Source organism: Prauserella endophytica (assembly GCF_005146945.1).
Classification (GTDB): Bacteria; Actinomycetota; Actinomycetes; order Mycobacteriales; family Pseudonocardiaceae; genus Prauserella_A; species Prauserella_A endophytica.
In genome coordinates this window covers 30,376-55,253 of the sequence record NZ_SWMS01000004.1, presented here as the reverse complement: position 1 = coordinate 55,253, position 24,878 = coordinate 30,376, and the positions used below count along the sequence as shown (strand labels likewise).

Sequence of the window (24,878 nt, the reverse complement as noted above, 5' to 3'; positions counted from 1 at the left end):
CCACTCCCGCTGGAGGACGACTGCATGCCCAGCGACACACCGGAGAAGAGCACCAGTCAGCTTGCCGTGTGGAGGGACCTCCTGGCGGCCCTCGACCGGGTTGACGTGGCTTGGCAGGCCACGCAATCGGCCACATCGGGAACCCAGGCGTCGGCCCAGCTGCCCGGCAACGTCGCCGTGGCCCTGGTCAAGGCATCCGAACGAGGAACGCGAGCGCTGGCCGGAATCGCGGAAACCCTCGTGGAGCAGTACGACAGCGGTGAGCCGTTCCGGCAGGTGGCCTCCACGCTGCGGCAGGCCATCGACGCCTGGCCGACCAGGTAGGGAGATCGCCGGCGCTGCATGGCTGCGCGAGGCGTAGTATTGGAGGTGTCGGGAGCATCTCGTACGTGAGCGGCCAAGCCTGCGTCGTCCTCGACGATAGCCAACGCCGGCCGCTGTCGCGGCCGAGGCGGGAGCGCCGACGTGACGTCGAGCTCACAAACACTTGTTGCCACTTCCACGATGCCGATGGTCGTCGCACCATCTCGGCGCTCGTTGCGCTTGCGCATGAAGCCGGACGGGTCGGCCTCGGGGTACGTCGACGGCGCGTGGTGGCCACGATCCTGGGACCTGGCCACCGAGCTGCCGGAGCTGCTCGCCGTGCTCGCGGCTCGGCAGGGCTCGATCGAACGGGTGACGTACAACCTGACCAGGTGGCAGCCGGGCACCCGCCGACTGACGGTGGACGGCCGGGTGGTCCGGTTGGAGGGCTTCCGTTCGCAGCATCCCGGCACCGTGACCGTGGCCGGCAGGGGCAGGCGGCGCCTGACCCTGCTCGTGGTGCCACCCGAAGCCACCCCGTCGGCCGGGCACCACGCCCTCATGACGGCGTCGCGGCGAGACAACGTCGACAGCACCGACGTGCTTCACGCTCTTGACCTCGGCGCGGATGCTGCCGTGCCGGAGCCCATGCCTGCGGCCACCGAAAGCTGGGAGAACGACGGGGGCAGCCGACTCCCTTGACTGCGCCGGGCGGGGTTTGGACCTCGGGATGATCACCACGACCGGAAGAGGTCTGGCGATGACCACTAGCGAATCCATCACGACGACACCGCGCCCTCCCTTGGTCACCACGCGACTGATCCTGCTGGGCTGGCAGATCGAGGACGCGTCAGCGGCCCTGGCCGTCTACGGGCACGCAGCCGTGGCCCGCTGGCTGACCCCGGCCATGGACACCGTGCCCGATCTGGCGGCCATGCGGTTGCTGTTGCAGCAATGGATCGCCGACCGCCCGGTCGGCGTTGCCCGGGGGCGCTGGGCGATTCAGCAACGTAGCGACGGGCGGGTCATCGGCGGAGCGATTCTGCTGCCCCTGCCGCCGGGTCGGGAGGATCTCGAGATCGGCTGGCAGCTCCACCCGGACACCTGGGGTCAGGGCTACGCGTGCGAGACCACCTATGCCTTGGCCGACTGGGCCTTCCGGCACGACGTCGACGAGATCTTCGCCGTGGTCCGGCCGGAAACACGCGCGCCGCCGCCACCGTCCGCCGCAACGGCATGCAGTGGGTCGGCGAGACCGGCAAATACTTCAATCTCGCACTACAGGTCTTCCTCCTCCGGTCGGCCGATCTCGACCGGGCGGCCGCCTCTGCCCAGATTGCCCCCGCCTTCAAGGCGGACTGACCGGGAAACTCGGAGACCGAACGACGTTCTTCTCCTGTGCGCGAAGGCCTTCCCACCGGACCATGTCCGATGGGAAGGCCTTCGCGGCATCGACTCCGCCTTGCCACCGCTGGACGTACGCCCACAGTTCGATTCCCAGTAGACGCGCGCCCCTTTGGAGCTGCGCGCCGGAGCCGAGTTTTGCCGCCGTGGCCCGGTAATCGGTGAGCTGAGCTGACCAAGCTGTTGTGCCGCGGTAGAACGGTGCTGGCTCGGCTGAAGTACTACGTTCGGCGGGCTGATCGGTGTAGGTGGCGGCGAAGTTGCCAGATCCGCAGCGATCCCGCGATCGCGGTCAGCAGCACGCCGGCCACTGCGGCCAGCAGCACCGCCACGGCGAGCGAGACGTTTCCGCTTGCACCGAAGTAGGAGATCTGCACCGTTTGGGTGTTCTGCAGGATGACGATCAGCAGGAGCACCAGCACCGCGGCGAAGACGATGACGCCGACCCGCCCGCCGGGGAGCGTGCCTGACGCTACGCCCGCGCCTGCTCGAGGCCGGCCGCGCGCACGAACGCCTGCGTCGCGGGTGGCAGGGGGCCGCCGCGCAACACGACCAGGATTGGCCTGCGGTACCTCGGCCGGACCGGCCGCAGAACGCAGGGGCCGACCAGCGACGGGGAGATCGGCGACCACCAGAGCGCGTAGCCGACACCCTCGCGGACCATCGGCAGGACACCGTCGATCGAGGCGACCTCGACCGGTCTCGGCGTCCTGCGCCCACGCCTGCGGAGCTCGGCCTCGAACCACTGGCGGGCGGCGGACCGCTCCGGCGGCACGGTGACCATGTCGAAGGTGAGCAGCTCGTCGAGCCCAACGGGCTCGCCCGCTCCCCCGGCGCCGGGCGGGAAGATCGCCTGCAGGTCCTGGTGGCCCACCTCGTGTGTGACCAGTCCCGGGTCCGCGACCGCGGAGACTGCGAGGCCGAGGTCGAACCGGCCGCGCCGGACGTCGTCGGCGATCCGGGTGTTGTCCAGTTCGGAACGCACGGTGATCGCCACCTTCGGATGAGCCCTGCGGAAAGCCGCCACCACGGGCGGCAGCCATCCCGCGCTGACCGCCGGGACCGCGACGAGGTCCAGCGAGCCTCCCTGCAACCCCAGGACGTCGCGGACGCTGTCGGCCGCGACCGCGAAGTCGCGGATCACCTGTCCCGCCGGTTCCAGCAGTGCCTTTCCGGCGCCAGTGAGCACCAGCCCGCCCGCGGCCCGTTCGAACAATGCCCCGCCCAGCTCCTTCTCCAGCTTGCGCAGGGCCGCCGAGATCGTCGGCTGCGAGACGTGGAGGTGGGCCGAAGCCCGGGTCGCGCCGCCGTGCTCCACGACCGCGAGGAAGTACTCGAGCTGCCGTCTCTCCACGGCAATGATGGTAAGCAGCGAACATCGACAAAAGCTATGGGTTCGACAGAAACGAACAATTGGACTCTATGGGTCCGCGTTCGTACCGTTCGCTGCGTGGTGAAGCCGAACCTGCTGATAGTGATGTCGGACCAGCACGTCCCGCACGCCTCCGGTGCCTACGGCGACACGGTGGTGCGCACGCCGACGCTCGACTCGCTCGCGGCCCGTGGGACGACCTTCGACGCGGCCTACTGCAACTCGCCGATCTGTGTGCCGTCCCGTGCCGCGATGGCGACCGGACGGTACGTACACCAGACCGGCAACTACGACAACGCCTCCCCGTACACCGGTACCGAGGCCGCGAGCTGGGGGCATCGCGTCGAGGCGGCCGGGATCCCGCTCGTCACGATCGGCAAGCTGCACTACCGCGGCGTCGCCGACGACACCGGGTTCTCCGACCAGCGGCTGCCGCTACACGTCCGTGGCGGCACCGGCGACCTCTTCCATTGCCTGCGCGACGCGCAACCGCCTGCCCCGCAACTTCGCGGCGCCGTCGTGGGGACCGCGCGCGGCGAGTCCGACTACACCCGCCAGGACCGCTCCGTGGCCGAGGCCGCCGTGGCGTGGCTGACCGACGAGGCCCCCCGCGACCGCGCGTGGGCGGCGAAGGTCTCGCTGGTCACCCCGCACTACCCGTTCACGGTGCCCGGCGAGTACCTCGACCTCTACGCCGACATCGAGCCGCCAGAGCCGCTCCGCAGCGACCCGGCAGACTGGGACCGGCATCCCGCGGTCGACTTCTACCGGCGCAGCTGCGGGCTCGACCTCCCGCTCACGGCCGAGGAGACCCGGCGCTCGCTGCGGCACTACTTCGGGCTGGTGAGCTTCATGGACGCCCAGCTCGGCATGGTGCTCCGTGCGCTGGTGGCGACCGGCCAGGCGGAGAACACGATCGTGCTCTATGTCTCCGACCACGGCGAGCTGATGGGCACCGACGGGACGTGGTTCAAGGGCACGATGAACGAGCGGTCCGTCCGGATCCCGATGATCCTCGCCGGCCCCGGCGTGGCCGAGGGCGAGCGGTGCGGGACACCGGTGTCCCTTGTGGACGTCTTCCCCACCGTGCTCGACGCCCTCGGTATCGCCTCCGCCAAGGCCGACGCCGACCTGCCCGGGCGCTCCCTGCTCGAACTCGCCCGCCGCGGCACCGACCCCAGGCGGACCGTGTTCTCCGAGTTCCACTCGGCCAACTCCGCGAGCGGCGGTTTCATGGTCCGTTACGGGAGCTGGAAGTACGAGTACCACGTCGGGTTCCCCGAGCGGCTCTTCGACCTCGCCGCCGACCCCGACGAGCTGCACGACCGCGCCGCCGACCCGGCCGCCGCGGACGCGCTGGAGCGGGGCCGCAAGGAACTGCTCGCCATCTGCGACCCCGTCGCCGTCGACGCCGAGGTCCGCGCCGACCAGCGGCGCCGGATCGCCGAGTACGGCGGCATCGAGGCCGTACTCGCCAAACCCCTCATGACCCACTCCCCCACCGGAGCCTGACCTACCCTCAGCCCGACGAACAAAGGTGTTCTCATGACTCTCGCGCACGACCCCGCGCCGGGCACCCGGCGCATGGTCCGCAAGGCCGCCTTGGGAAGCGCGGTCGGCACGACCGTCGAGGCCTACGACTTCCAGATCTACGGCGTCGCCTCCGCGCTGGTCTTCAGCAGCGTGTTCTTCGCCGGGGTGCCCGCGTCGCTCGGCACGGTCTTCTCGTTCGCCACCCTCGCCGTCGGATTCCTGGCCCGCCCCCTCGGCGCGATCGTATTCGGCCACTTCGGCGACAAGCTTGGCCGTAAGAAGCTGCTCGTCATCGCACTGATGGGCGCGGGCGGCTGCACGACGCTGATCGGCGCGCTACCCTCCCACGCCTCGGCCGGGATCTGGGCGCCGGTGCTGCTGGTGCTGCTGCGGCTGCTGCAGGGTCTCTTCCACGGCGGTGAGCAGGGCGGCGCGGTCCTGATGGCCGTCGAGCACGCACCGCCGAACCGCAGGGGCTGGTACGGCTCGTGGGCCTTCCTGGGCAGCCCGGGGGGCGCGCTCCTGGCCGCCGGTGCCCTTTCCGCCACGATGGCCCTGACCGGCGACTCGTTCCTGGACTGGGGCTGGCGCATCCCATTCCTCATCAGCTTTGTCTTGCTGGGCATCGGCATGGTCATCCGCAGCACGGTCGCGGAGTCCCCCGAGTTCCAGAAGCTCAAGGACACCGGCGAGAAGTCGCGCTCGCCCATGGCGGATGTGCTCCGCGAGAACTGGCGCCTCGTGCTGTCCGCGGTCGGCGTCAACCTCGGCTTCAACGCCTTCATCTGGGTGCTGCTGACCTACAGCCTCTCCTACGGCACTCGATACCTGGGGCTCGACCGTCAGGTGATGCTCACCAGCACGCTGCTCGGCTCCGGCGCGATGATCCTCGGGATCCTCGTCTTCGCCCGGCTGTCCGACTCCCTCGGCAGGCTGCCGGTGATGCTCGCGGGCGCCGCGTTCTGTGTGCTCTACCCGTTCCCGTTGTTCGCGCTGCTGGACACTCGCGACCCGACCACCGTCACCGTCGCGATGGTCGTCGGTTTCGCCGGAGCGTCGGCCCTGTTCGGCCCGATGGCCGCGTTCCTCGCCGAGCTGTTCCCGACCAAGGTCGCCTACAGCGGTGTCTCCCTCGGCTACTCGCTCGGTGCCGTGCTGGGCGGCGGGTTGGCTCCGTTCGTCGCGAGCCTGCTGATGGAGGCATCCGGTGGTGCGTACTGGAGCGTGTCGCTGTACCTGTCGCTCGGCTCGGCGCTGACGCTGGGCAGCCTGGTCTACCTGCGCCGCCGCGCCGGCCGCACGGTGACGGCCCACGAGCGCTCCCACGAGGGGGTCGGCAGGTCGTGACCGTCCCGATCATCGACGCCCTTTCCCGTGCGTTGCCTCCCAATGCAGTGGTCACCGATCCGGACCTGCTGGCGGGCTACCGCCGCGACTCCGCCGCGCTGTGCGAGTCACACCTCCCGCTCGCGGCCGTCCTGCCCGTCGACGAGGACCAGGTGCGGACCACGGTCCGGATCGCGGCCGAGCACCGGGTGCCGCTCGTGCCACAGGGAGCGCTCACCGGGCTTTCCGGGGCGGCGAACGCGGTGGCGGGCGGCATCGTGGTCAACACCCGGCGGATGAACCGGGTGCTCTCGATTGAGCCCACCGACCGCCTCGCCGTCGTCCAGCCCGGGGTCACGAACCAGGAGCTGCGCCTGGCCGCGGCCGAGTACGGGCTTACCTACCGGCCCGACCCGTCGAGCTGGGAGTCCTCCACCATCGGTGGCAACATCGCTACCGACGCCGGCGGGCTGTGCTGCGTGAAGTACGGCGTGACCCGCCGCTTCGTCCGCGCACTGCGGGTGGTGCTGGCCGACGGCCGGGCCGCCGCCGTCGGCCGGAAGACGATCAAGGGGGTGGCCGGGCTGAGCCTCGCCGAGCTGTTCATCGGCTCGGAGGGAACCCTCGGGGTGATCACCGAGGCCACGGTCGCGCTGGAGCCGGAGACCGACACCCCACTCACCCTGGCCGCGACGTTCCCCGACGCCGCGTCCGCGGGCCGTGCCGTCACCGCCGTGCGGGCGGCAGGAGTCGTGCCGAGCCTGTTCGAGCTACTCGACCGCACGGTACTGCGGGCCATCGACAAGCACGCGCGCATGGGTCTCGGCGACGCCGGTGCCCTGCTGATCGCCCAGTCCGACACGGGCCCGCACGCCACGGCCGAACTCCGGACGATCGCCGGCGCGTGCCACGCGGCCGGAGCGATCGACGTCGTCGCCGCCGAAGACGAGGCCGAGTCCGAGCAGCTCGTGCAGGCCCGGCGGCTGGCCTACCCCGCGCTCGAAGCGCTCGGCTCCCCACTGGTCGACGACGTAGCCGTGCCCCTGTCCGCGCTGGCGCGGGTGATCGACCACGTCGAGTCGGTCGCGGCCGCGCGCGGCCTGACCATCGGCGTCGTCGGACACGCCGGTGACGGGAACCTGCACCCCACGGTCATCGTCGACCCGAACGACCCCACCACGCTCGCCTCGGCCCACCACGCCTTCGAGGAGATCGCCACCCACGCGCTCGGCCTCGGCGGCACGGTGACCGGCGAGCACGGTGTCGGGCTGCTCAAGGTGGGCCTGCTGGAACAGGAGCTCGACCCCGTCGCGGCGGAACTGCAACGCCGCGTCAAAGAGGCGTTCGACCCGCACTACCTGCTCAACCCCGGAAAGGTACTGGCACGGCCATGAGCACGGCGGTTCTGTGGTCTTGTTGCGCCAACGGCGCCGCCGAGGTGCTGCCACCGATCAAGCAGGAGACGCACTGATGCCCCATGCCCTGACCGTGACGACGTCCTACGCGCGGATGCCGCGCGCGTCTCAGCCATGATCAGCTCGGACGTCCCGGCGATGGAAACCCTTTTCTCCGCGGATCTCCTGTGGTTCCACGCCTCGCGCGATCGCGACTCGCGAGGACATCCTGGTCCGGCTATTCGACGACATAGGCTTCATGACCGGCCACATCGACATGGACGCACAGATCGGCTTCGTACGCAGAGCCGTCCCCAGCCGATTCACCAGCGTCTGGCAACGGACGAAAACAGGGGACTCCGGCTTGTCAGCTGGCAGTCAGCACGTCACGACGGTTGACCCGCAGAATGAGTCGGCTCCAATCAACGCTGACCGCGACGAGTCATTGTCGCGGCCGGCTCCGTGTCCAGCAGACCTACTCCCGACGTTTCCGAGGAAGTCGTTGTTCGACGGCGGCGACGTCGGAGCCAAGGGGACTCGAACCCCTGTCCCCCTCACTGCCAGTGACAACCCGGCAATGCCTGTACCTGCGGAAACAGAGAACCGCTAGACAAGCGCTACCGTACAAAGTGTCCAGGTCGCCGTTTGACGCAGTCGGACACGCACCCGTGCTCCAGTTTGCTCCACCGAAACTGGTGAGAAGCCGGGCGACAATGCCAGGGCGCCGTCGACGGGTCCGTCGACGACGCCCTGACCAAGGACGATCGCGAACTCAGTTGCCGAGGCACGAGTCGACGAGCACCGGACAAGCAGGCTCGCGCCTCCGTCGTCCGGGTGCTACGCGTCCTTGATTCGCTCGTCGTAGTCCTTGGCCATGCCGAGCAGCAGGCCACGCGCGAGCGTGTGCTTGTCCACCGCCATGACCCGCTCGACGCTCTGCAGGCCGGGCAGCACCTTGACGACCGCCTCGAGAGTTGCGTAGTCGGGCGCCTCGAAGAGCATGTAGTACTGCTTGGTGTCCACCGTGCCGCAGCCACCGAGCCAGACCACCGGCCCCTTCGGCTCGTCCAGCATCGAGTCGGCGACGAGGCGAGCCAGTGGCTGGAGGTGCCCCTCGGTGACGTCCTCATCCGGACCGAGCTTCTGCCGGACCATGAACTTCATCGGCGTTCCTCCGGGAAATCGTCGGCGCCGTTGGTACCGAGTTTCTTGAGCTTGTACTTCTGGATCTTTCCTGTCTCCGTCTTGGGCAGGGACTCGGCGATCCGGACATAGCGAGGCACCGCGAACCGGGGTAGTTGCTCCCTGCAGTGGGCGACGATGGCCGCGGCCGAGATCTCGCGGCCCGCCCGAAGGACCACCGAGATGGCGATCTCGTCGTCCCCGAACTCGGACGGCACCGGATAGGCCGCCGATTCCGCCACCTCGTCGATGGCGTTGACGACGTCCTCCACGGTCTGTGCCGCGACGTTCTCGCCACGGCGCCGGATCATGTCCTTGATCCGGTCGGAGAACCACAGATAGCCGTCCTCGTCGAAGTACCCGGCGTCGCCGGTGTGGAATCGGAAGTTGCGCATGACCTCCAACGACATCTCCGGCTGGTTCCAGTACCCGGAGAACGTCGACCACGGCTCGTCGGCCGACACCACGATCTCCCCGGTGACCCCTGGGGGAACGGGCTGGTCGTACTCGTCCACGATGCTGACCCTGTACGGCGGATACGGCTTGCCGCACGGGCGCGGAGGGCTGGTACGCGACCGAAGAAGAGCTCTTCCTCGGTTTGTGCTTGCGGTGGCGTGACATTCCCCGGCCGACGATCGCGCAGGTACACGGCCGGGTTGTGGGCGGCGGCCTGCTGTTGATGTGGCCGTGCGATCTGGTGGTGGCCGCCGACGACACCATCTTCACCGACCCGGTGAGCGCCTTCGGTTGCGGGATCGGCGAATACTTCGTGCAGCCGTGGGAAATGGGGCACCGGCGTGCCAAGGAGATGCTGTTCACCGGCGAATCCATCGATGCCCTCGACGCGCATGCCCTCGGCATGGTCAACCGGGTCGTCCCGCGCGAGGAACTCGCAGTGGAGACGCTCTCGCTGGCCGAACGGATCGCCGAACGGCCCACTTTCGGGATCCGGTTGGCCAAGCGTGCGGTGAACTACGCGCTCGACCTCCAAGGGCAGCGCTCGGCCGTGGAGGCGGCGTTCGGGCTTCATCACCTCGCGCACTCGCACAACCGTGAGCTGCACGGCGGTCTCGTCGACCCCGCCGGCATCCCCATGGTCCGCGAGGAGGTCCGCAGCCGAGCGGTCCGGTCGCCCGGTGTGCGGCCCAGCGGCGAGTCGTCGTGACCAACGCGGCCGCCAGGCCATTCGATTCAGCAGAAAGCGAGAGCACCTCGATGTCCCATGCCGGAGACGGGCACCACGTCGTTCGCTACGAGCTGCGCGAGTCCGCAGCATGGATCGTGCTGAACCGGCCCGAGGCCCGCAACGCGCTGTCGACCGAGGTCGTCGAAGGGTTACGGGAATCGCTCGCACGGGCCGAGCACGATCCCGCGGCGCGGTCGGTCGTGCTCGCGGGCGAGGGCCCGATGTTGTGCGCCGGCGCGGACCTGAAGATGGTGCTCGGCCGGCTGGACGAGGACGGAGCGCTCAGTGCTTTCCTCGTCTCGGTCGGCGAAGTGTGCATGGAGATCGCACGGCACCCGAAGCCCGTCATCGCCGCTGTCCAGGGCGGTGTGATCGCCGGCGGGTTCGAGCTGGTACAGGCCTGTGACCTCGTGGTGGCCACCGAGGACGCGACATTCTGCGACGGCCATGCACGGTACGGCCTGTTCCCCGCCGCCGGTGGCGCGGTCCGGCTCGTCCGCAAGATCGGCATGAATCGCGCCAAGCAGTTGCTGTTCACCGCCGAGCCGTGGTCCGCAGAGAAGCTTCGGGAAGCCGGGCTCGTCAACCAGGTCGTGCCCACCGGCCAACTGGAACCGGCGGTCGCCGCGCTCACCGAGCGGATCGGCAGGCACAGCGGCCAGGGCCTCGCGGAAATGAAGCGGGTCATGGAGCACGGGGCCGATCTGCCCATGGCTGCGGCATTGCAGCTGGAGCTCGACGCCTGCCGCGACTACGCCGCCCGCTGTCCCGACTTCTCCGAGGGCCTGCGTGCCTTCAGCGAACGGCGAGAGCCCAGTTTCCTGCGGTGACCCGGCCCGTCTGCTCACCAGCGTCAAAGCTGTCAAAAGCTATCGAAAGGCACCAACGTGGAGCTTACGAACAAGGTCGCCCTCGTCGCGGGGGCCGCGTCAGGTCTGGGCCGCGCGGTGTGCGCCGACCTGGCCAAAGCCGGCGCGATGGTCGCCGTCATGGACCGCGACGAGCCCGGAGTCCGGGCGGTCGCGGAGGCCCTGCCCCGCGGTCTGGCCGTCCCAGCCGACATCACCGACGCGACGGCGGTGGAGGAGGCCGTCGAACGGGTGTGCGCGGAGTTCGGCGCGGTGCACATCAACGTCAACACCGCTGGTGTCGTCGATGCCGCCAAGGTGGTCTCGAAAGGCAAACCCGCCTCCCTGGAGGAATTCCAGCGTGTCGTCGACATCAACCTGTGCGGCACCTTCAACGTCATGCGTGTCGCGATCGCCGCGATGCTGCGCAACGAGCCGGAGAACGGCGAGCGCGGCGTGGTGATCAACACCTCGTCGGGTGCCGCGTTCGAGGGGCAACCGGGGCAGGCCGCCTACAGCGCGAGCAAAGCCGGGTTGATCGGGCTCGCTCTGCCGGTGGCGAGAGAGGTCGCCGGTAAGGGCATCCGGATCAACACCATCGCGCCCGGTCTGTTCGACACGCCGATGTCGGCCAGTCTGCCCAAGGCTGTGCGGGACGGCTTGACAGCCGAGATCCCCGAGCCGAGACGGCTCGGGCGGCCGGAGGAGTTCGCCGACCTCGTGCACAGCATCATCGGCAACGGCTATCTCAACGCCGAATGCATCCGGCTCGACGCGGCGGTCCGAATGTCGTACCGCTGATGCCTCTGCGTCAGTGATCCTGGCGAAAGCCGAACGACACCAGGAAGGGGCAACGTGGCCCTACCCGATGCGGACGAGAAGGCGGTGTCCGACGCCGCCGTTGCCGCTGAACCCACGGCTGACAGCACCGATCCCACCGAGCCGGAAGCGGAGTCGCCGCGCCCCGCGCGGGGACTCCCCTCGGCCGTGCGATACGCGGCACTGATCCTGCTGGTCCTCGTGACCATCGCGGCCGCGGCGGTCGCCGGCCGGCTGTGGTCGGAGGAGCGTGCCGCCGCCGGCCGCGAGTCGTCGGCCCGTGACGCGATCGCGGCGGCGAGCGAGGCGGCAACGGCATTGACGGGGCTGAGTTACCGTCGGCACGAGGAGAGCCTGGCCCGCCTGCGCGACCTCGCCACCGGGGAGTTCCGGCAGCAGATCGACGACCAGTCCGGTGCTTTCGCCACGACACTGACCACCCACCGAGTCGAATCGCGGGGCCGGGTCCTCGCCGCCGGCATCGAGGAGCGCAGCGAGGGCGGCGCCACCGTCGTCGTGATAGCCGAGGCGTCGGTGAACAACAACGCGTCCGAACAGGAGGACCGTCGCCAGTACCGGCTCCGATTCGGTATGACCCAGCACGATGGACGGTGGTTGGTGCGAGGGTTGGAGTTCGTGCCGTGATCACACCGAAACTGCTCGGCTCGATGGCCGGACTCGTCCAGCGAACCACGCTGAGCTGGAAGCGCGTCGCCGTCGCCGTCCTTGTCCTGCTGGCAACCGGGCTCACCGTGGCAGGCGGCGTTCTGGCGTCGCGAACTAACTCCCTGGCCGCGCTCGACGAAAGCCGGACACAGGCGCGGCAGGCCGCCAAGGCGGCGGTCGCGGATGTGCTGTCGTACGACCATCGCAGCCTTGACGCCGATCGCCGGGAGGCGGCGGCGCTGGTGACCGGGAGCTTCGCCGACGACTTCGACGCACTGATGGACGACGTGCTCGGCTCGGTGGTGCGTGACAAACGAGCCAGCGTGACCACGACCGTCACGAGCGCGTCTGTCATGGAGGGCGACCAGGACGCGGTGGTCGTGCTCGTGCTACTCGCGCAGGAGAGCGAGCAAGCCGGGCAGGAAACCCCGGTCATCACCAGCGCGGTCGCGCGCGTCGAGATGCGCGACGTAGACGGCCGTTGGCTGATCGCGGAGCTCGCCCCGTTGTAGCGCCCCGCCCACGACAGCAAGCAGCCGGGCAGGCCGAGGCCCGGCAGTCACCCAGCCGCCCATTGCCGAGCACATCAGGAGATTCGTGTGGGAGCCGAAGTGGTCGTCGAAGGACTGACGAAGTCCTTCGGAAACCAGAACATCTGGCGTGATGTGACGCTGACCTTGCCCGCCGGCGAGGTGTCGGCCCTGCTCGGGCCATCCGGCACGGGCAAGTCCGTGTTCCTCAAGTCGATGATCGGGCTGCTCAAACCAGAGCGAGGCCGATGCATCGTCAACGGCGTCGACATCGTGACCTGCTCGGAACGCCAGCTGTACGAGGCGCGCAAGCTGTTCGGTGTGCTGTTCCAGGACGGCGCGCTGTTCGGTTCCATGAACCTGTTCGACAACGTGGCCTTTCCTCTGCGTGAACACACTCGCAAGTCCGAGACCGAGATACGGCGGATTGTGCTGGAGAAGCTGGACATGACCGGCCTCACCGGCGCGGACCGCAAGCTGCCCGGCGAGATCTCCGGTGGGATGCGCAAGCGCGCCGGCCTGGCGCGCGCGCTGGTGCTCGACCCGCAGATCATTCTCGTGGACGAGCCCGACTCCGGCCTCGACCCGGTACGCACCACCTACATCTCACAACTGTTCCTCGACGTGAACGCACAGATCGACGCGACCTTCCTGATCGTCACGCACAACATCAACCTCGCCCGGACGGTGCCGGACAACATCGGCATGCTCTTCCGCAAGGAGCTGGTCATGTTCGGGCCGAGGGAACTGCTCCTGACATCCGAGGAGCCGGTGGTGAGGCAGTTCCTCAACGGACGGATGGACGGGCCGATCGGCATGTCCGAGGAAAAGGACAGTGCGACCCTGGCCGCCGAGAAGGCGCTGTTCGAAGCCGGTCACGGCTCGGGTGGTGTCGAGGAGGTCACCGGTGTACCACCACAGATGCGACCCACTCCGGGCCTGCCCGACCGTGCTGGTGGCCGCAGACGACTGGACCGCGTCATGCAGCTGCTCCATACGCTGCCGGAGACGGCGCAAGAAGCCGTCCTCGCGTCGTTGTCCGGAGAAGACCGCCGACATGCCGGAACTCACCAACACGATGAGGGCACCGTAGCCGGGCAACGGCCGCGCGGCCCGCGGCCATCGACCCACTCAGTGCGGCATGGCCGACGGTGACGGCCCCGGGGACCTTTCGGGTCCTGGCTTCTTGGGATCCGGTGGGTCATGGTCCCTGGTGGCTGCGGCATCAGTGGTGGCGTGGTGGGTGTGTCCGGCGCCGATGTCGATGCTGCGGTCGAGTCTGCTGAGGGTCTCGGCACGGTGCGAGGCGATGAGGGCGGTGCCGGTGAAGTCGGCGATGACGTTTGAGATCGCGTGTTCGGTGTCGGGGTCGAGGCTGGCAGTGACCTCGTCCACGAGCAGGATCCGGGGCTGGCGGACGAGGGCGCGGGCGAGGCAGAGGCGGGCTTGCTGTCCGCCGGAGAGCCGGAGCCCGCTTTGGCCGAGGTCGTCGTCGAGACCTATCGACTCGGCGGTACCTACCCGGCGGAGTATCACTGTCAGCTCGTCGTCGGGTAACGGCGTGGTGCCGCGGAGGAGATTGTCGCGGACGGTGCCGTGGAACAAGGTTGCGTCCTGATCAACCAGGGCGACCGCCCCTCGGAGGGCTGTGTCGTCGATCTGGTTGATCGGCAGGGTCGCGCCGTCGCGGTCGACGAGTTCGATGCTGCCCGACGACGGGTCCCACAGTCGTGCGGCGAGGGCGATGAGGGTGCTCTTGCCGGAACCCGAGGGTCCGGTCAAGCCCACGTGCTCGCCGGCAGCGATGTCCGCTGACCAGGACGACAGTGTTGGTGGCCGGTCGTCGTAGGAGAAGGACACGTCACGGAACCGCAGGCCCAGCGGCCCGTCGGGGAGCGGCCGCGGCGAGGTCGGCGCGGTGACGACCGGGGGCCGGTTGATGCCGTCAGCGACACGCTGGGCACTGGCCACCAGTGGGTGCAGCTGGGTGAGGGTGGTCGTCGCGTCGGTGGTGGCGAGGACTCCCGCGAGGGCGAGCGCGACCAGGGCTGGCAGCAGCGCCGGGGACAGTCGCGGCTCGGCAGTGCCGGAGAGCACCCCGGCGGCGAAAGCGCTGGTAGCGATCACGCCGATGACGACAGCGGTGACGATGAACTCGCGAATGGCGGTGACCAGTTGCGTCAGCAGTTCGCGTCGCCGGGCGATCGTGGTGATCCGGGTGGTGGCGTCGATGGTGTCGGCGATGATGCGCGAGGTGAGACCGTAGGCCAGAACTTCACGCAGGGCGCCGAGCGCGTCGACGATCCGTACTGACAATGAGGAGCGTTCGTGTTGTTCGGCCGCGCCCAGCCGCCGGATGGCTCCGGCTCCGTAGAACGCGCTGGTGGCGACGAGGACGCTACCCGCGAGCAGGACGATGCCCGCTTCGGGCAGTAGTGCGAACGCGGTGGCCAGGCAGGTGAGGAACACGGTGATGGAGGCCCCGAGTTGGGCGATCGTGTGGGCGTAGAAGAACTCCAGCTTCTCGATGTCGTCCATCGCCACACTCGCGGCATGTCCGGAATGCTCACGGCGCCGGCCTGGGACACTGCGTGCGTAGGCGTCGAAGAGCGCCATCCGCAGTCGTGCCAGCACGCGGTAGGCCAGGGCGTGGGAGACATCCATTTCCCGCCAGGTCAGCACTGTCCGCACCACGACGAGGCCGGTCAGTACGATCCACCATCCCAACCCGGGCAGGGCGCGCTCGACGACCGCGTGACCTACGGCCCACGCGGTCAGGACCGACAAGGCCGCCAGCGCCATGGCACTGGCGGTGCCGATGAGATAGCTCCCGAGCATGCCCCGCCATTCGGGGCGGAGCACCGGCAGCAGCGCACGGAAGGTGCGCGGTGAAGGGATCGTGGTCACCGGGTGCTCCTGTCCAGCTGACCGGAGTTCAGCCGCAGCACGTTGTCCACCCCGGTGAGTGTTTCGGGTCGGTGGCTGATCATGATCACGATGCGCTCGGCGGCGACCCGGTGCAGTGTCTCGATCACGTCGGCGGCGCGGACGGGATCCAGGGCGCTCGTCGGTTCGTCCACGAGCAAAACCGGCCGGTGCGCCAGCAGCGCGCGGGCCAGGGCGAGTCGTTGGCGTTGCCCGCCGGACAGGCTCGACCCTGCTTCGGTGACCTCGGTGTCGAAGCCGCGGGGAAACGCCTGGATCTCCTCGAGGATGCCGGCGGCACGGCAGGCAGCGATGAGCTCGGATTCCGCTACGGTCCCGGTGACGGCGAGGTTGTCGCGGATGGTCCCGGCGAAGAGCACCGGCCGTTGGGAAACCACCGCGATGTCATCGCCCCGCAGTGGCCGCCCGTCCAGGTCGATCGTTCCGGCATCCGGGGTGAGAAACCCGAGTAGGAGGTCGAACAGGGTCGATTTACCTGCCCCCGAGGGGCCGACGATGGCGCTCAGCGTGCCCCTGCGCGCGGTCAGATCGAGACCGTCGAGTACCGGGCCGTCCGAGTCGGCGTAACGGAAGCTCAGCGCCCTCACCCGCAACTGCCTGGCCTGCTCGGGTGAGACCGCGCCGCCCGCACCCGCCGCCGGGGTGGGCTGTGCCGTGTCTGCCGCCCCGGCGAAGGCACCGATCCTGGCCAGGCCGGGGATCGCGGTCAGCCCGAGGAACCCCGCATGCCAGTGGCGGGAGAGCTCCCGGATCGGACGGAACGCTTCGGAGACGAGCAACAAGATCAGGTAGACCTCGACGGCAGGCGGTTGCCCGGTGACGGCGTGGACGATCGCGGCGCCCGCTGCGGCGACGACTCCGGCTTGGATCGCGAAGTCCGTCACCCCCGTCTCGGCCAGCGACACCCGCATGACTCGTTCGGTGGCTCGTCGCAATGCTTCGGAGCGTGCGTGCAAGCGCCGTCGGGTGCCGGAGACGTCCCCAAGCGTGCGTAGTGTGGACATGCCCCGCAGGGATTCGAGCAGGTCGGCGCTGACAGCTTCGTAGCTGCCCCAATGATCGAGTCCGCGCCGGGCCATCATCCGCTTCCACGCCATCGGCCCGGCCAGGGCGAGCACGACCCCGGCAGCCACGCACAGGCCCGCCCATGGTGACAGCACCATCACGGCGATGATCACCAGTGGACAGGTGACGAAGAGCTGAGCGATGACCGGGATGTACTTCGATACGTACGCGTCGGTGCCATCGATCCCATCGCCGAGGCTTGCCCGCATCGATCCGTCCCGGACGGTCGTGTCGTGCAGGCGGTCGGGAACCAGCGCGGCCCGCATCGCCCGGCGGCGGATCGTTTTCCGCACCTGTCCGCCCAGCCGCGCCGCCGCCGAGGTTTGAACCAGCGAGAGCACCAGGCGGGCCAGCGCGATCCCGACGATGGCTCCCAGCGCCACGAGCACGTCCTGCGCCTGCCCGTCCAGGACCGCCGACATGGACCACGCGATCGCCACAGCCTGGCCGACATGGGTGGCGAAGACGAGCACCAGTAGGGCGATGCTCCACGCCAGTGCGGCAGGGAACCGGGCCGCTTCGCGCCACAGCTCGCGCACGATCATCATGCGCAGGCCTCCTGGGCATCGTTCGTGTGACGGTGCCCGGACGCCGGCAGCATCGCGAGGGCATGTGTGATCCAGCGCCCATGGCCGGCGGCGATTCCGGAGATCGGCCGGCTCCGCCACCGGCCCGACAGCGTTCCGTCGTAGCACAGTGACGCGGCGCGACGATGCGCCTGCCACACGGCCCCGGCGATGTCCTGAGCCGGGGCCTGCGCGGGCACCGACCACGTCTCGACCCGGTCCGCCCCGAGAACCCAGCCCTGCCCGGACAGGCGCGCGACCTCCACGGCACGCGGCTCAGGGCGACGGCCGGTGGCCTGTTCGAACTCGCTGAGCGCCGGAGAGCGCCGGGTGGCCAACGCATGGCTGCGGTCGGCGTCGACTGTCCACGATGGAGGAAGTTCGACCGCCGCCAGCGGGATCTCGGGAACGAGCCCTCGGCTCAGCCACGGCTGAGCGCAGGCCGCGCGCGGAACACCGAGCAGTGCCCGCAGCAGCGGCCCAGGACCGGTCGAGGTCTTCAGGTGCTGGGTGATGAGAAACTCCACCGCCGTCTGCGCATAGGCGACATCGGCGATCCAGAGCGGCCACGCGCGGTGGCGATACCGTCCGAAACTGCGGCCGGGCTGTACGGTCAGCACCAGTGTGGTCTGCGCGGTGGCGGGCCGGGCGCGCTCGATGTCCCATCCGGTGGCAGGTTCGCGGGCCGCGACCCGGCGCAGGAGATGCCCGTTCTCGTGGTCGTAGAGGTAGCGGCCTGGGTCCAGACCGTCGAGGCCCGCGCTGCCGACGACGAGATGGGTGTGCACCGGGTAGGCGGCTCCGGCCGACGGCACCGGCCGTTGCCGGATGCTGGTGACGGTACCGTCGGGCAGGTGGTGGTAACCGGGGCTGCGCCACAAACCATCGAACAGGCTCCGCAGACGCTCAGGGATGGCGACGGGCACCGCTCCGGCCCCCTGCCATGGGTTGACCCGGGGTCCGGGTGCCACCGGTGGCCCGGGACTCTCCGGAGTGAGGGCGCGTGCCAGGGGCGCCGGGAGACTCCACATCGCCGGTGCCGCATGCCGCTGGGTGCTGTCTGTGGGGGTGCCTGTGGTCACGGGGGTCATTGGCGGGGCCTACATATGCGGGGGCGGAATGAAGGTGAGGTCTGCCGGGCTGCCATCCCATGAGGTGCGCCATCCCCGGTCGAGGGCGGCCTGCTCGAAGCGGGACATGCCGAGGTAGGCGAAGGCTGCCGGCGCGTTGGGGACAAGACCGGTGATGATGGTCCGGACGACGCGCAACGAGGTGCGGCGGATGTCGCTGGTGGTCAGGTCTCGGGTGAGGATGCCATGTCCGCGTGCGCGCAGACGTTGGTAGACCTCGTCCATGGTCACCGCCGGCAGGTCGGTGATCGGGCGTATCCCGCCGGCCGGAGCGGCAAACCGGCGCGCCTCGGCGTGGACGCGGGGATCGAGCCAGAGTTGGACATGCGCGCCGAGGTCGATGATGTGCTCGCAGTGCTGACCCGCGGCGTCGAGATAACGTGCGTCCTCGCGGAAATCGAGGTACAGGCCCCGGGCCAGCAGACCCTGTTCGACGGCACGGAACACCCACCCGTCGGCGCTCGTGCAGCCTTGGGTGTAGATCCAGGTGTGCACGGCTTCCAGGACGGCTTTGCGGGCGGCTTGTGCCGGGTCGAGGGCGGCGGAGAATCCCGCCGCGTACAAGCCACGGTCCCGATCGTGCACGAGAGCGGCTACGGCGGGAGCGAACTCCGAGGGCATGGCCACCAGCGACACGGTCAGGCTGCTGCCGTCGAGATCGTCCGCGAGGCCGGGCACACTGGCGGGGTCGATGCCGATCGTGGGTCCATCGAGGTGCCACCACACTTCGAGCGCGTCGCGTTCGATGATCTCCAGTACGCCGCGGTCGCGGGCGTCCTGCGTGCCTTGTCCGGTGGCGATGCCCGCGTAGTTGAGGTGATGGATGCGGGGCAGCTGCCGGAATCGGGATTGCCGCCAGTTCAGGTAGACCAGTGAGGCAGGGACCCACACGTCTGCGTCGTGCTCGTCGGTGCAGCGGGCCCACAGTGTGGGCGTGTGCTCGGTGAGTCGCTCGTAGGGGAAGTTCTCCCGGTCGTATTGCCACGGGGCGAACACCGGCAGCGCACTCAGTGGGATGGGAGTGAGCGCATCGTCGAGCAGCTGGGCCCTGGTCGCGATGCGTAGTTCCCCGGCGGGAAGCTCGGCGGGGAGCCAGTTGCCGCAGTACCGTTCGACGCCTTCGGCGACTGCCGCGATGCGGGCCTGTTCCACGTCGCCGAAGGAGGTGCCCAAGGACACGCGGTCAGCCGGCCATTCGCCCAGCCGGCGGGCGTCCGAGACGGCCGCGGTCAAGGCGAGGTAGGCGGTGGGCGCACCGGCGGGGTGTGGCACCTGGCGGACAGAGCGGATGACGCCGCACACCGGGTCTACCAGCGCCTCGACGGGCAGCACGCGCTGGCGGTGCGGTGCTGGCGTCGGGAACTCACCCGCGGCGTGCTCACGCGGTCGGCCGATGTCGACGGGGGTCATGGTGCGGTCCTTTCGTGACGCCACGCCATCTCGGCGGGATCGAGCGTCGAGCGAGAGTGAGGCACGCACCGCAGGGGCTCGGTCCACGCCGCCGCGGTGCCGGGCAGGTCGTGGGCCGCCAGCCACGCCTCGATGATGCCGCCCAGGCCGCCGGCGGCGCGGAAACGGCTCCGCAGCTCGGGGTCGGCGATGTCTCCGGCCAGCCCGTGTCCCCAGGGCCCGGTGACGAAGTGACTCGCCGCGGTCCAGGTGCGCGCTAGGCGACGGGCGTCGTTGTCGAAGAAGTCGTCCTCGCCGCTGATCACCAGCAGCGGGACATCGAGGGGGTAGCGTGCGGCCAGGTCGATCCGTTCGGCCTGCCAAAGCCGCTGCCATTGTGCTAGCGCGTGTGGTGTCCAGCCCCAGTTCTTCGCGGCATCGACAACACCGGCGTTGCCGGCTTGCGCTGTGCGCCTGGCGAGTTCGGCCGTGGACAGCGGGTTCTGGGCGTAGCGGGTGCGGCCGTGTTCGTGCCACCATCCGATTCGATGCCAGATCTGCGGAGTACCTGAGCTGTCCCACGCGGTCTCGGCGAGTCCCAGCGCCGGGACGAGCACGATCACCGCCGCGACGGTGCCGCTGCCGGCGTGTGCCGCGCCGCGAGCGGCTTCCAGGGCCGCGTGCGCGGCATAGGACGCGCCGAACAGCACGATCGGCAGTCGAGGGTGCTCGCGGCCCAGCTGGGCGAGCACCTGGCCCCCATCGTCCTCCTCGTGCTGGTAGGGGGCCCAGTCGCCGCCGGACCGGTACCGTCCGCGGACGTCCTGGATCAGGCAGTGGTAGCCGCGCGCCGACCAGGATCTCGCCGTCGCCGCGTGCTGCCGCGCGTCGTAGGGGGTTCGGATCACGACCAAGCCGGCCGGGGCCGTGCACTCCCAGAACTGCCCTCGAAGCTCGGTGCCGTCGCGCATGCGGCACACATGCTCGCGTGGCTGCACGGGTGTCATCACCGTCGGATCACCGGCTCATCGGGCACATACGGCGGGGCGTAGCCCAGGACAGGGTGTTCGCTGACCGTGCCGGTCGCCGGTACGAACGTCCACAGCGTCTGCCGGTACTCCTCCAGCAGCGCGGTCTCCTGCGCCCACGCCAAGGCAACGGCGAGGATGCGGCCGACCAGGAAGGTGCGCGCGCTGGACGGTATCGGCCTGCCGTCGGCGGGGGCCGCCCGCTGCCAGGCGGCCAACTGTCCGGGCACGAGGCTGGCCGCCAAACGCCGGCGCCGCACCTGCTCGCTTCCCGGGTCCTCAGCGGTCACGCCGATCGGATCGACGAAACAGTTCTCGCCTTCCCGATAGGCGCGCAGCCACGCCACCCCCTCGCCCGGCAGGACATCCAGCCGGCCCCAGTCGGCCCGCTCCGCACCAGAGTCCGCATAGGCGATCACCAGATCGCACGCTACGGGCCCGCCCCCACCGTTCACCGGTTCACCGTCCGGCCCCGGGTGCCCAGTCGCCAGCAATTGCGCGCTCGTGGCGTACCGCTGTGTGCTCACCTCCCATTCACCCAGTGCCTGGGCCAACTCGTCGATGACGGCACCGGATCCGAGCAGTCCCACCGTGCGCTTGGAGGCCGGCCACCGGTGCTGAGCGTCGGCGGCTTCACGTGAGGCCATCTCCTCCTGGAGCGCGGCGAGGTAGGCCGCGGTCGCCTCGTCACCGGCCGAGTCCCCGGCGAGGACGTCCCACAGCCCCGGCGGCGGCGCCTGCAGGCGCAGGAACCGGCCCGCGGACGTGCGCACCATCGCGGCGCCGTCGGAGTCGATCAGCACGTGCGCGCCGGTGGCGGGCACGTGAGCGACACGAGATTCGGTGGGCATCGGCGGCCTTTCGAAGGGCCCGGTCGGGCAACCCCGAAGGGCTGCCCGACCGGGAGTGTGTACTCGCTGGCGACGTGGTCAGTCGAACGGGTTCTCGACGAGAGCGTTCGAGTGCGTGGCCGACAGGTGCGCCAGCTGCTCGGGCTCCTCGATCTCAGCAACGATCTGCGTGTCCATTGCGGACTCCTCTCGATGGATGGGCCGTGCCGGCGGGAAGGCCGACACGAGTTCGCGAGGCGAACACCGTCGACCCTAGTTGATAACGATTTTCATATCTAATAGGTTTGGGAGCATGGATACTCCGCGGCTCGTGGTCGCCGACTACCGGGCAGGGCGCGTGTACGCCGTTCGCGGCGCTGCCGTGAACCCGCTCGGCTGCGGCGTGCTGGCCGAACACGCGGGTGTGTTGTCGTTGCCCGAACGGGCGGGCCGGTCTCGCGGGTGGGCTTTCGTCGACGACCGCGGCGGCGCGCTCGTGGTGCACACGGGCGACGAGCGCAGGCGGATCCCGGTCGCGATCCCCGGCGAACATCTCGCCTGCGATGTCACCGGCCGGTACGTCGTGATCACGACAGGGATGGGCGCGAACGCGGACGTGTGGAGCGATGTCGTCACCATCGTCGATGTCGATCAGGACGAGTCGGTGCGCTTTCGTACCCGTGTCGGCGAACCCGGCGTCCTTGTCGTGCCCGACCAGCGCGACGGCGAACCGGCGATCGTGCTACGGCACCGAGAACCCGGAGCCATCGAAGCGATCCCGCTCCGCGACGGCCTCGGCGTAGGTTCGCACGTGCCAGAACTGAGTGGGCGGGCCACAACGGACCTCGCCGCTGACGGGCATGGTGATGCCGTCGATCACCGGACGGGGATCGCGGCGACGGCAACCAGCCGAGGCCTGGAACGGTTCGTCATCGATCAGGGTGTGCCCCGCATGATCGGCCGCACCCCGTGGCCGGTTCCGGGGCGAGCGTTCTACCTGCGCTTCGATCCAGCCACGGGCCGAGCGGTCGGCGTCGTCCGCGGCGGTCCCACCTCCCCTGGTCAGTGGACCGCCTGGACGAACCATCTCGTGGACGTCGATCTCTCCACCGGCCACACGCGCAGTACGGAACTCCCCCCGGGGCTGGCGTTCCGGTTCGCGCTCGGCGGAGGGCGGGCAGCGGTGGCCACGATCCATCCCGACGGCGACGAAGTGACGATCGTCGACCGCTCCGGCACGGATCTGCACCGCCTCCGCACGGTTTCACTGCCAGCACTGTCCCGTCCACCGGCCGCCGGACACCTCCCGTGGGATCCGGTCGGCGACTCCCCGGCCCAGCGCAGGGCGATCGCCCTCGACCCCACCGGTTCGATGGTGGCCGTCACCCGCGGCGGAGACAGTCAGCTGCACCTGATCGGCGACGACGGAATCGACACCCTCAGCGTGCCCACACCACTCGACGAGGGCGGGCACCTGTACTGGCACGGCGGCGCCGTCGACCCGGTCGGTCGATGAACCGTGACTGAGGTGATCGTCCCGATCGACCCTGCGCTGGATGCCGCCTTGTCCCGCTGGGAGCGGCACGGCCGGCCTGGCCTGCCCGACAGCGGTTTCACACTCAGCCGCCTACCCGGGCGGCAGCGTCGCGGCATCTATCGCGCCGACACCGGTGAGGCCGTCATCGAACCGGACGGGCACATTCTGCGCATGGCCGCGGCCCCGGATCGCCGCCACATCGCGATCCAGCTCGCCGAGCACGCCGACGAGAACGCGGACCTGGCGATCGTGGACGTCGCATCCGGTCAGGTCCACCCGTATCCGGGTATCCGCTGTCGCTACGAGCCCATGGTGTGGGACGCGCACTCGCGCACGGTCGACCTCGTCGCCCGAGAACCCCAACGCCTCGTCAGCGTCGATGTGACCGCCCAGCGGGTCACGACCACGGAACTGACCGCTGAGGCGCGCGTGCGGTTGTTCCCGGCAGGCCCGCGCGGGCTCCTCTGCGAAAGCCGACCGGGCACACCCACCCGCATGGTCGACCGTGCCACCGGCAGACACTTCGCCTCGTTCCCGGCAGTCGTCCGGGTCGTCGGCATCGGCGACGACGTCCTCATCGACGACGGCACCACGCTTCATGTCCTCGACCCTCGCGGCGGGACCGAGAAATGGTCCTGGCAGGATCCTGCCCTGCAGATCACGTCCCTCGCGGTCGCAGGCCGGCACGTGCACATTGGCGCCGTCCGGGACGGCCACAGCGTCCTCTTCCGGCTCGCCGACGGACACGTCATCGACGAGCGCCTCGTCAGCTACCGAGGAGCTCCGGCCGTGGCGAGCGGGGTGAGTGCCGACGACGGCCGGGTTCACGTTCTCATCGAAGCGCCGGCCCTGCCCCCACGCGTCGTCCCAGCCCTCGAGCTGCTCGCGGACACCGCCGAGACCAGCAGCCGCGAGAACGCCACGGTCGCCCGCACCCAATGGCACACGGTCACCGCCGACGACGGCGAGAACATATCGGTGGCGATCACCTCTCCCGTCGACATCGACGGGCCGACTCCGCTGATCCTGACCTGCTACGGCGGATTCGGGGTGCCGAGCCTCCCGGTGTTCGAACCGACCATCCCCGCCTGGATCGAACACGGTGGCCGGTACGCCATCGCACACGTTCGGGGCGGCGGCGAGCGCGGCAGGGCCTGGCGCGATGCCGGCCGCGGGAGGAACAAACACCGCGGTATCGACGACCTTGCCTGCGTCGCCCGCGGCCTCGTCGAGGCCGGCTACACCCGCCCCGACCAGCTCGTACTGGTCGGCGCTTCCCACGGCGGAGTGCTGGTATCCAGTTGCGCACTCGGCTTCCCGGACCTGTGCGCCGGGGTCGTCAGCACCGCGGCACCGCTCGACCTGCTCAACCTCGACGCCCATCCGCTCGGGCACCACTGGATCAACGAGTTCGGCGATCCGGACAGCCCCGGAGGCATCGACGAACTGCGCCGCATCTCACCGTTGCACCGCGCCCAAACTCTGCCTGCCGGGATCCGGCTTCCGAGATTCCTCGGCGTAGTGCTCGCGGACGACTCCCGCGTCAACGCCGATGCCACCCAAGCGGTCGTCGACGCCCTGCGGGACAGGGGCGGCGACGCCGCCGTGTGGCGTGCCGACCGAACCGGCCACGGCAGCAACCATCTCGACAGCCTCCATCGCCTCGGCGCGACGGTGCTCAGCTTCGCCGCCATCACCACCGGGCCAGCACGGCCGACGACGTCGCCGACCGAAGAGAGAGCACACCGCACATGACATCGGTCAACCACCGGAGCCCGGACCCGGGCTCTCTCCGGCCGGACCCGACGCGTTCCCGACCAGGCA

At 69.6% G+C, this 24,878-nt stretch carries 23 protein-coding genes and 3 pseudogenes; 14 read left to right on the top strand and 12 right to left on the bottom strand.

The genetic code is table 11. From position 1 onward, the window contains the following. The first annotated feature begins 24 nt into the window (after positions 1-24). The 3 genes and pseudogenes from FCN18_RS09435 (at position 25) to FCN18_RS09425 (ending at position 1,665) form a co-directional block, all read left to right on the top strand. Positions 25-324, top strand: coding sequence for a hypothetical protein (locus tag FCN18_RS09435; protein WP_137094500.1), 300 nt, complete (start codon positions 25-27; stop codon positions 322-324). 225 nt (positions 325-549) lie between these two features. Further along, positions 550-1,005 carry a DUF5994 family protein gene (locus tag FCN18_RS09430; protein WP_206077849.1) on the top strand — a complete coding sequence of 152 codons (456 nt, stop codon included), beginning with the start codon at positions 550-552 and terminating at the stop codon, positions 1,003-1,005. Between the two features lie 58 nt (positions 1,006-1,063). Beyond that, positions 1,064-1,665: pseudogene (locus FCN18_RS09425) on the top strand (GNAT family N-acetyltransferase). A gap of 263 nt (positions 1,666-1,928) precedes the next feature. Here FCN18_RS09425 and FCN18_RS09420 read toward each other — a convergent pair. Beyond that, a complete protein-coding gene (locus tag FCN18_RS09420; protein ID WP_228713813.1) occupies positions 1,929-2,129 on the bottom strand; it encodes a lipopolysaccharide assembly protein LapA domain-containing protein in 201 nt (66 codons plus the stop codon). A gap of 50 nt (positions 2,130-2,179) precedes the next feature. Beyond that, a complete protein-coding gene (locus FCN18_RS09415) occupies positions 2,180-3,061 on the bottom strand; it encodes a LysR family transcriptional regulator (protein ID WP_112271433.1) in 882 nt (293 codons plus the stop codon). Between the two features lie 96 nt (positions 3,062-3,157). Here FCN18_RS09415 and FCN18_RS09410 point away from each other — a divergent pair, with 96 nt between their 5' ends. From FCN18_RS09410 to FCN18_RS09400, 3 genes are read left to right on the top strand one after another with little or no spacing between them, the layout of a single operon-like run. Then, a complete protein-coding gene (locus FCN18_RS09410) occupies positions 3,158-4,591 on the top strand; it encodes a sulfatase-like hydrolase/transferase (RefSeq protein ID WP_158303078.1) in 1,434 nt (477 codons plus the stop codon). Positions 4,592-4,624: 33 nt separating this feature from the next. Continuing rightward, entirely contained in the window at positions 4,625-5,959 is a 1,335-nt protein-coding gene (locus FCN18_RS09405; RefSeq protein ID WP_228713811.1) for an MFS transporter, read from the top strand. Further along, positions 5,956-7,332, top strand: a complete 1,377-nt coding sequence (locus FCN18_RS09400) for an FAD-binding oxidoreductase (RefSeq protein WP_112271430.1) — start codon at positions 5,956-5,958, stop codon at positions 7,330-7,332. Before FCN18_RS09405 ends, FCN18_RS09400 begins: the two co-directional genes overlap by 4 nt. Before the next feature lie 837 nt (positions 7,333-8,169). On the opposite strand, the gene FCN18_RS09395 is transcribed toward FCN18_RS09400, so the two are convergent. The 3 genes and pseudogenes from FCN18_RS09395 to FCN18_RS40685 form a co-directional block, all read right to left on the bottom strand. Next, a complete protein-coding gene (locus FCN18_RS09395) occupies positions 8,170-8,496 on the bottom strand; it encodes a hypothetical protein (RefSeq protein WP_112271428.1) in 327 nt (108 codons plus the stop codon). After that, positions 8,493-8,924 carry an AMP-binding enzyme gene (locus FCN18_RS40070; RefSeq protein ID WP_369973564.1) on the bottom strand — a complete coding sequence of 144 codons (432 nt, stop codon included), beginning with the start codon at positions 8,922-8,924 and terminating at the stop codon, positions 8,493-8,495. Before FCN18_RS40070 ends, FCN18_RS09395 begins: the two co-directional genes overlap by 4 nt. A 24-nt stretch (positions 8,925-8,948) precedes the next feature. After that, positions 8,949-9,092 (bottom strand): annotated as a pseudogene (locus tag FCN18_RS40685) (hypothetical protein); the annotation flags it as partial. A 2-nt stretch (positions 9,093-9,094) separates the two neighbouring features. Here FCN18_RS40685 and FCN18_RS09385 point away from each other — a divergent pair. The 6 genes and pseudogenes from FCN18_RS09385 to FCN18_RS09360 all read left to right on the top strand — a co-directional run. Beyond that, positions 9,095-9,679: pseudogene (locus FCN18_RS09385) on the top strand (enoyl-CoA hydratase-related protein); the annotation flags it as partial. Between the two features lie 50 nt (positions 9,680-9,729). Continuing rightward, positions 9,730-10,530 (top strand): enoyl-CoA hydratase/isomerase family protein, encoded by an 801-nt coding sequence (locus FCN18_RS09380; protein WP_112271422.1) that lies wholly within the window; start codon positions 9,730-9,732, stop codon positions 10,528-10,530. Between the two features lie 57 nt (positions 10,531-10,587). Beyond that, positions 10,588-11,349 (top strand): SDR family NAD(P)-dependent oxidoreductase, encoded by a 762-nt coding sequence (locus tag FCN18_RS09375; protein ID WP_112271421.1) that lies wholly within the window; start codon positions 10,588-10,590, stop codon positions 11,347-11,349. A gap of 54 nt (positions 11,350-11,403) precedes the next feature. Then, on the top strand, positions 11,404-12,012 hold the full coding sequence (locus FCN18_RS09370) for a hypothetical protein (protein WP_137094498.1): 609 nt from the start codon (positions 11,404-11,406) through the stop codon (positions 12,010-12,012). Continuing rightward, positions 12,009-12,545, top strand: coding sequence for a hypothetical protein (locus FCN18_RS09365; protein ID WP_137094496.1), 537 nt, complete (start codon positions 12,009-12,011; stop codon positions 12,543-12,545). The genes FCN18_RS09370 and FCN18_RS09365 overlap by 4 nt, the downstream gene beginning before the upstream one ends. 87 nt (positions 12,546-12,632) lie before the next feature. Beyond that, on the top strand, positions 12,633-13,718 hold the full coding sequence (locus FCN18_RS09360) for an ABC transporter ATP-binding protein (protein ID WP_112271415.1): 1,086 nt from the start codon (positions 12,633-12,635) through the stop codon (positions 13,716-13,718). Here FCN18_RS09360 and FCN18_RS09355 read toward each other — a convergent pair. The 7 genes from FCN18_RS09355 to amiA form a co-directional block, all read right to left on the bottom strand. Further along, the gene (locus FCN18_RS09355) at positions 13,695-15,470 is read right to left on the bottom strand and encodes an ABC transporter ATP-binding protein (RefSeq protein ID WP_113641616.1); all 1,776 of its coding nucleotides are present in this window, start codon (positions 15,468-15,470) and stop codon (positions 13,695-13,697) included. The two genes, FCN18_RS09360 and FCN18_RS09355, sit on opposite strands and share 24 nt — an antisense overlap. Then, positions 15,467-17,122 (bottom strand): ABC transporter ATP-binding protein/permease, encoded by a 1,656-nt coding sequence (locus tag FCN18_RS09350; RefSeq protein WP_113641617.1) that lies wholly within the window; start codon positions 17,120-17,122, stop codon positions 15,467-15,469. The genes FCN18_RS09355 and FCN18_RS09350 overlap by 4 nt, the downstream gene beginning before the upstream one ends. Then, positions 17,119-18,066, bottom strand: a complete 948-nt coding sequence (locus tag FCN18_RS09345; protein ID WP_113641618.1) for a nitroreductase family protein — start codon at positions 18,064-18,066, stop codon at positions 17,119-17,121. Before FCN18_RS09345 ends, FCN18_RS09350 begins: the two co-directional genes overlap by 4 nt. A gap of 174 nt (positions 18,067-18,240) precedes the next feature. Continuing rightward, complete coding sequence (locus FCN18_RS09340) at positions 18,241-19,680, bottom strand: YcaO-like family protein (RefSeq protein WP_113641619.1); 1,440 nt, start codon at positions 19,678-19,680, stop codon at positions 18,241-18,243. Then, positions 19,677-20,630, bottom strand: a complete 954-nt coding sequence (locus tag FCN18_RS09335) for a CocE/NonD family hydrolase (RefSeq protein WP_199542597.1) — start codon at positions 20,628-20,630, stop codon at positions 19,677-19,679. Before FCN18_RS09335 ends, FCN18_RS09340 begins: the two co-directional genes overlap by 4 nt. 35 nt (positions 20,631-20,665) lie before the next feature. Beyond that, positions 20,666-21,538: a hypothetical protein gene (locus tag FCN18_RS09330; RefSeq protein ID WP_137094494.1), complete on the bottom strand. Its 873-nt coding sequence runs from the start codon at positions 21,536-21,538 to the stop codon at positions 20,666-20,668. A 78-nt stretch (positions 21,539-21,616) separates the two neighbouring features. Next, positions 21,617-21,715: a streptamidine family RiPP gene (gene amiA / locus FCN18_RS40515; RefSeq protein ID WP_245960170.1), complete on the bottom strand. Its 99-nt coding sequence runs from the start codon at positions 21,713-21,715 to the stop codon at positions 21,617-21,619. Between the two features lie 79 nt (positions 21,716-21,794). Between amiA and FCN18_RS09325 the strand changes: the two genes are divergently transcribed. Both FCN18_RS09325 and FCN18_RS09320 read left to right on the top strand, forming a co-directional pair. Beyond that, entirely contained in the window at positions 21,795-23,033 is a 1,239-nt protein-coding gene (locus FCN18_RS09325; protein WP_206077848.1) for a hypothetical protein, read from the top strand. A 3-nt stretch (positions 23,034-23,036) separates the two neighbouring features. Beyond that, positions 23,037-24,809, top strand: coding sequence for a prolyl oligopeptidase family serine peptidase (locus tag FCN18_RS09320; protein WP_137094489.1), 1,773 nt, complete (start codon positions 23,037-23,039; stop codon positions 24,807-24,809). Positions 24,810-24,878 lie beyond the last annotated feature (69 nt).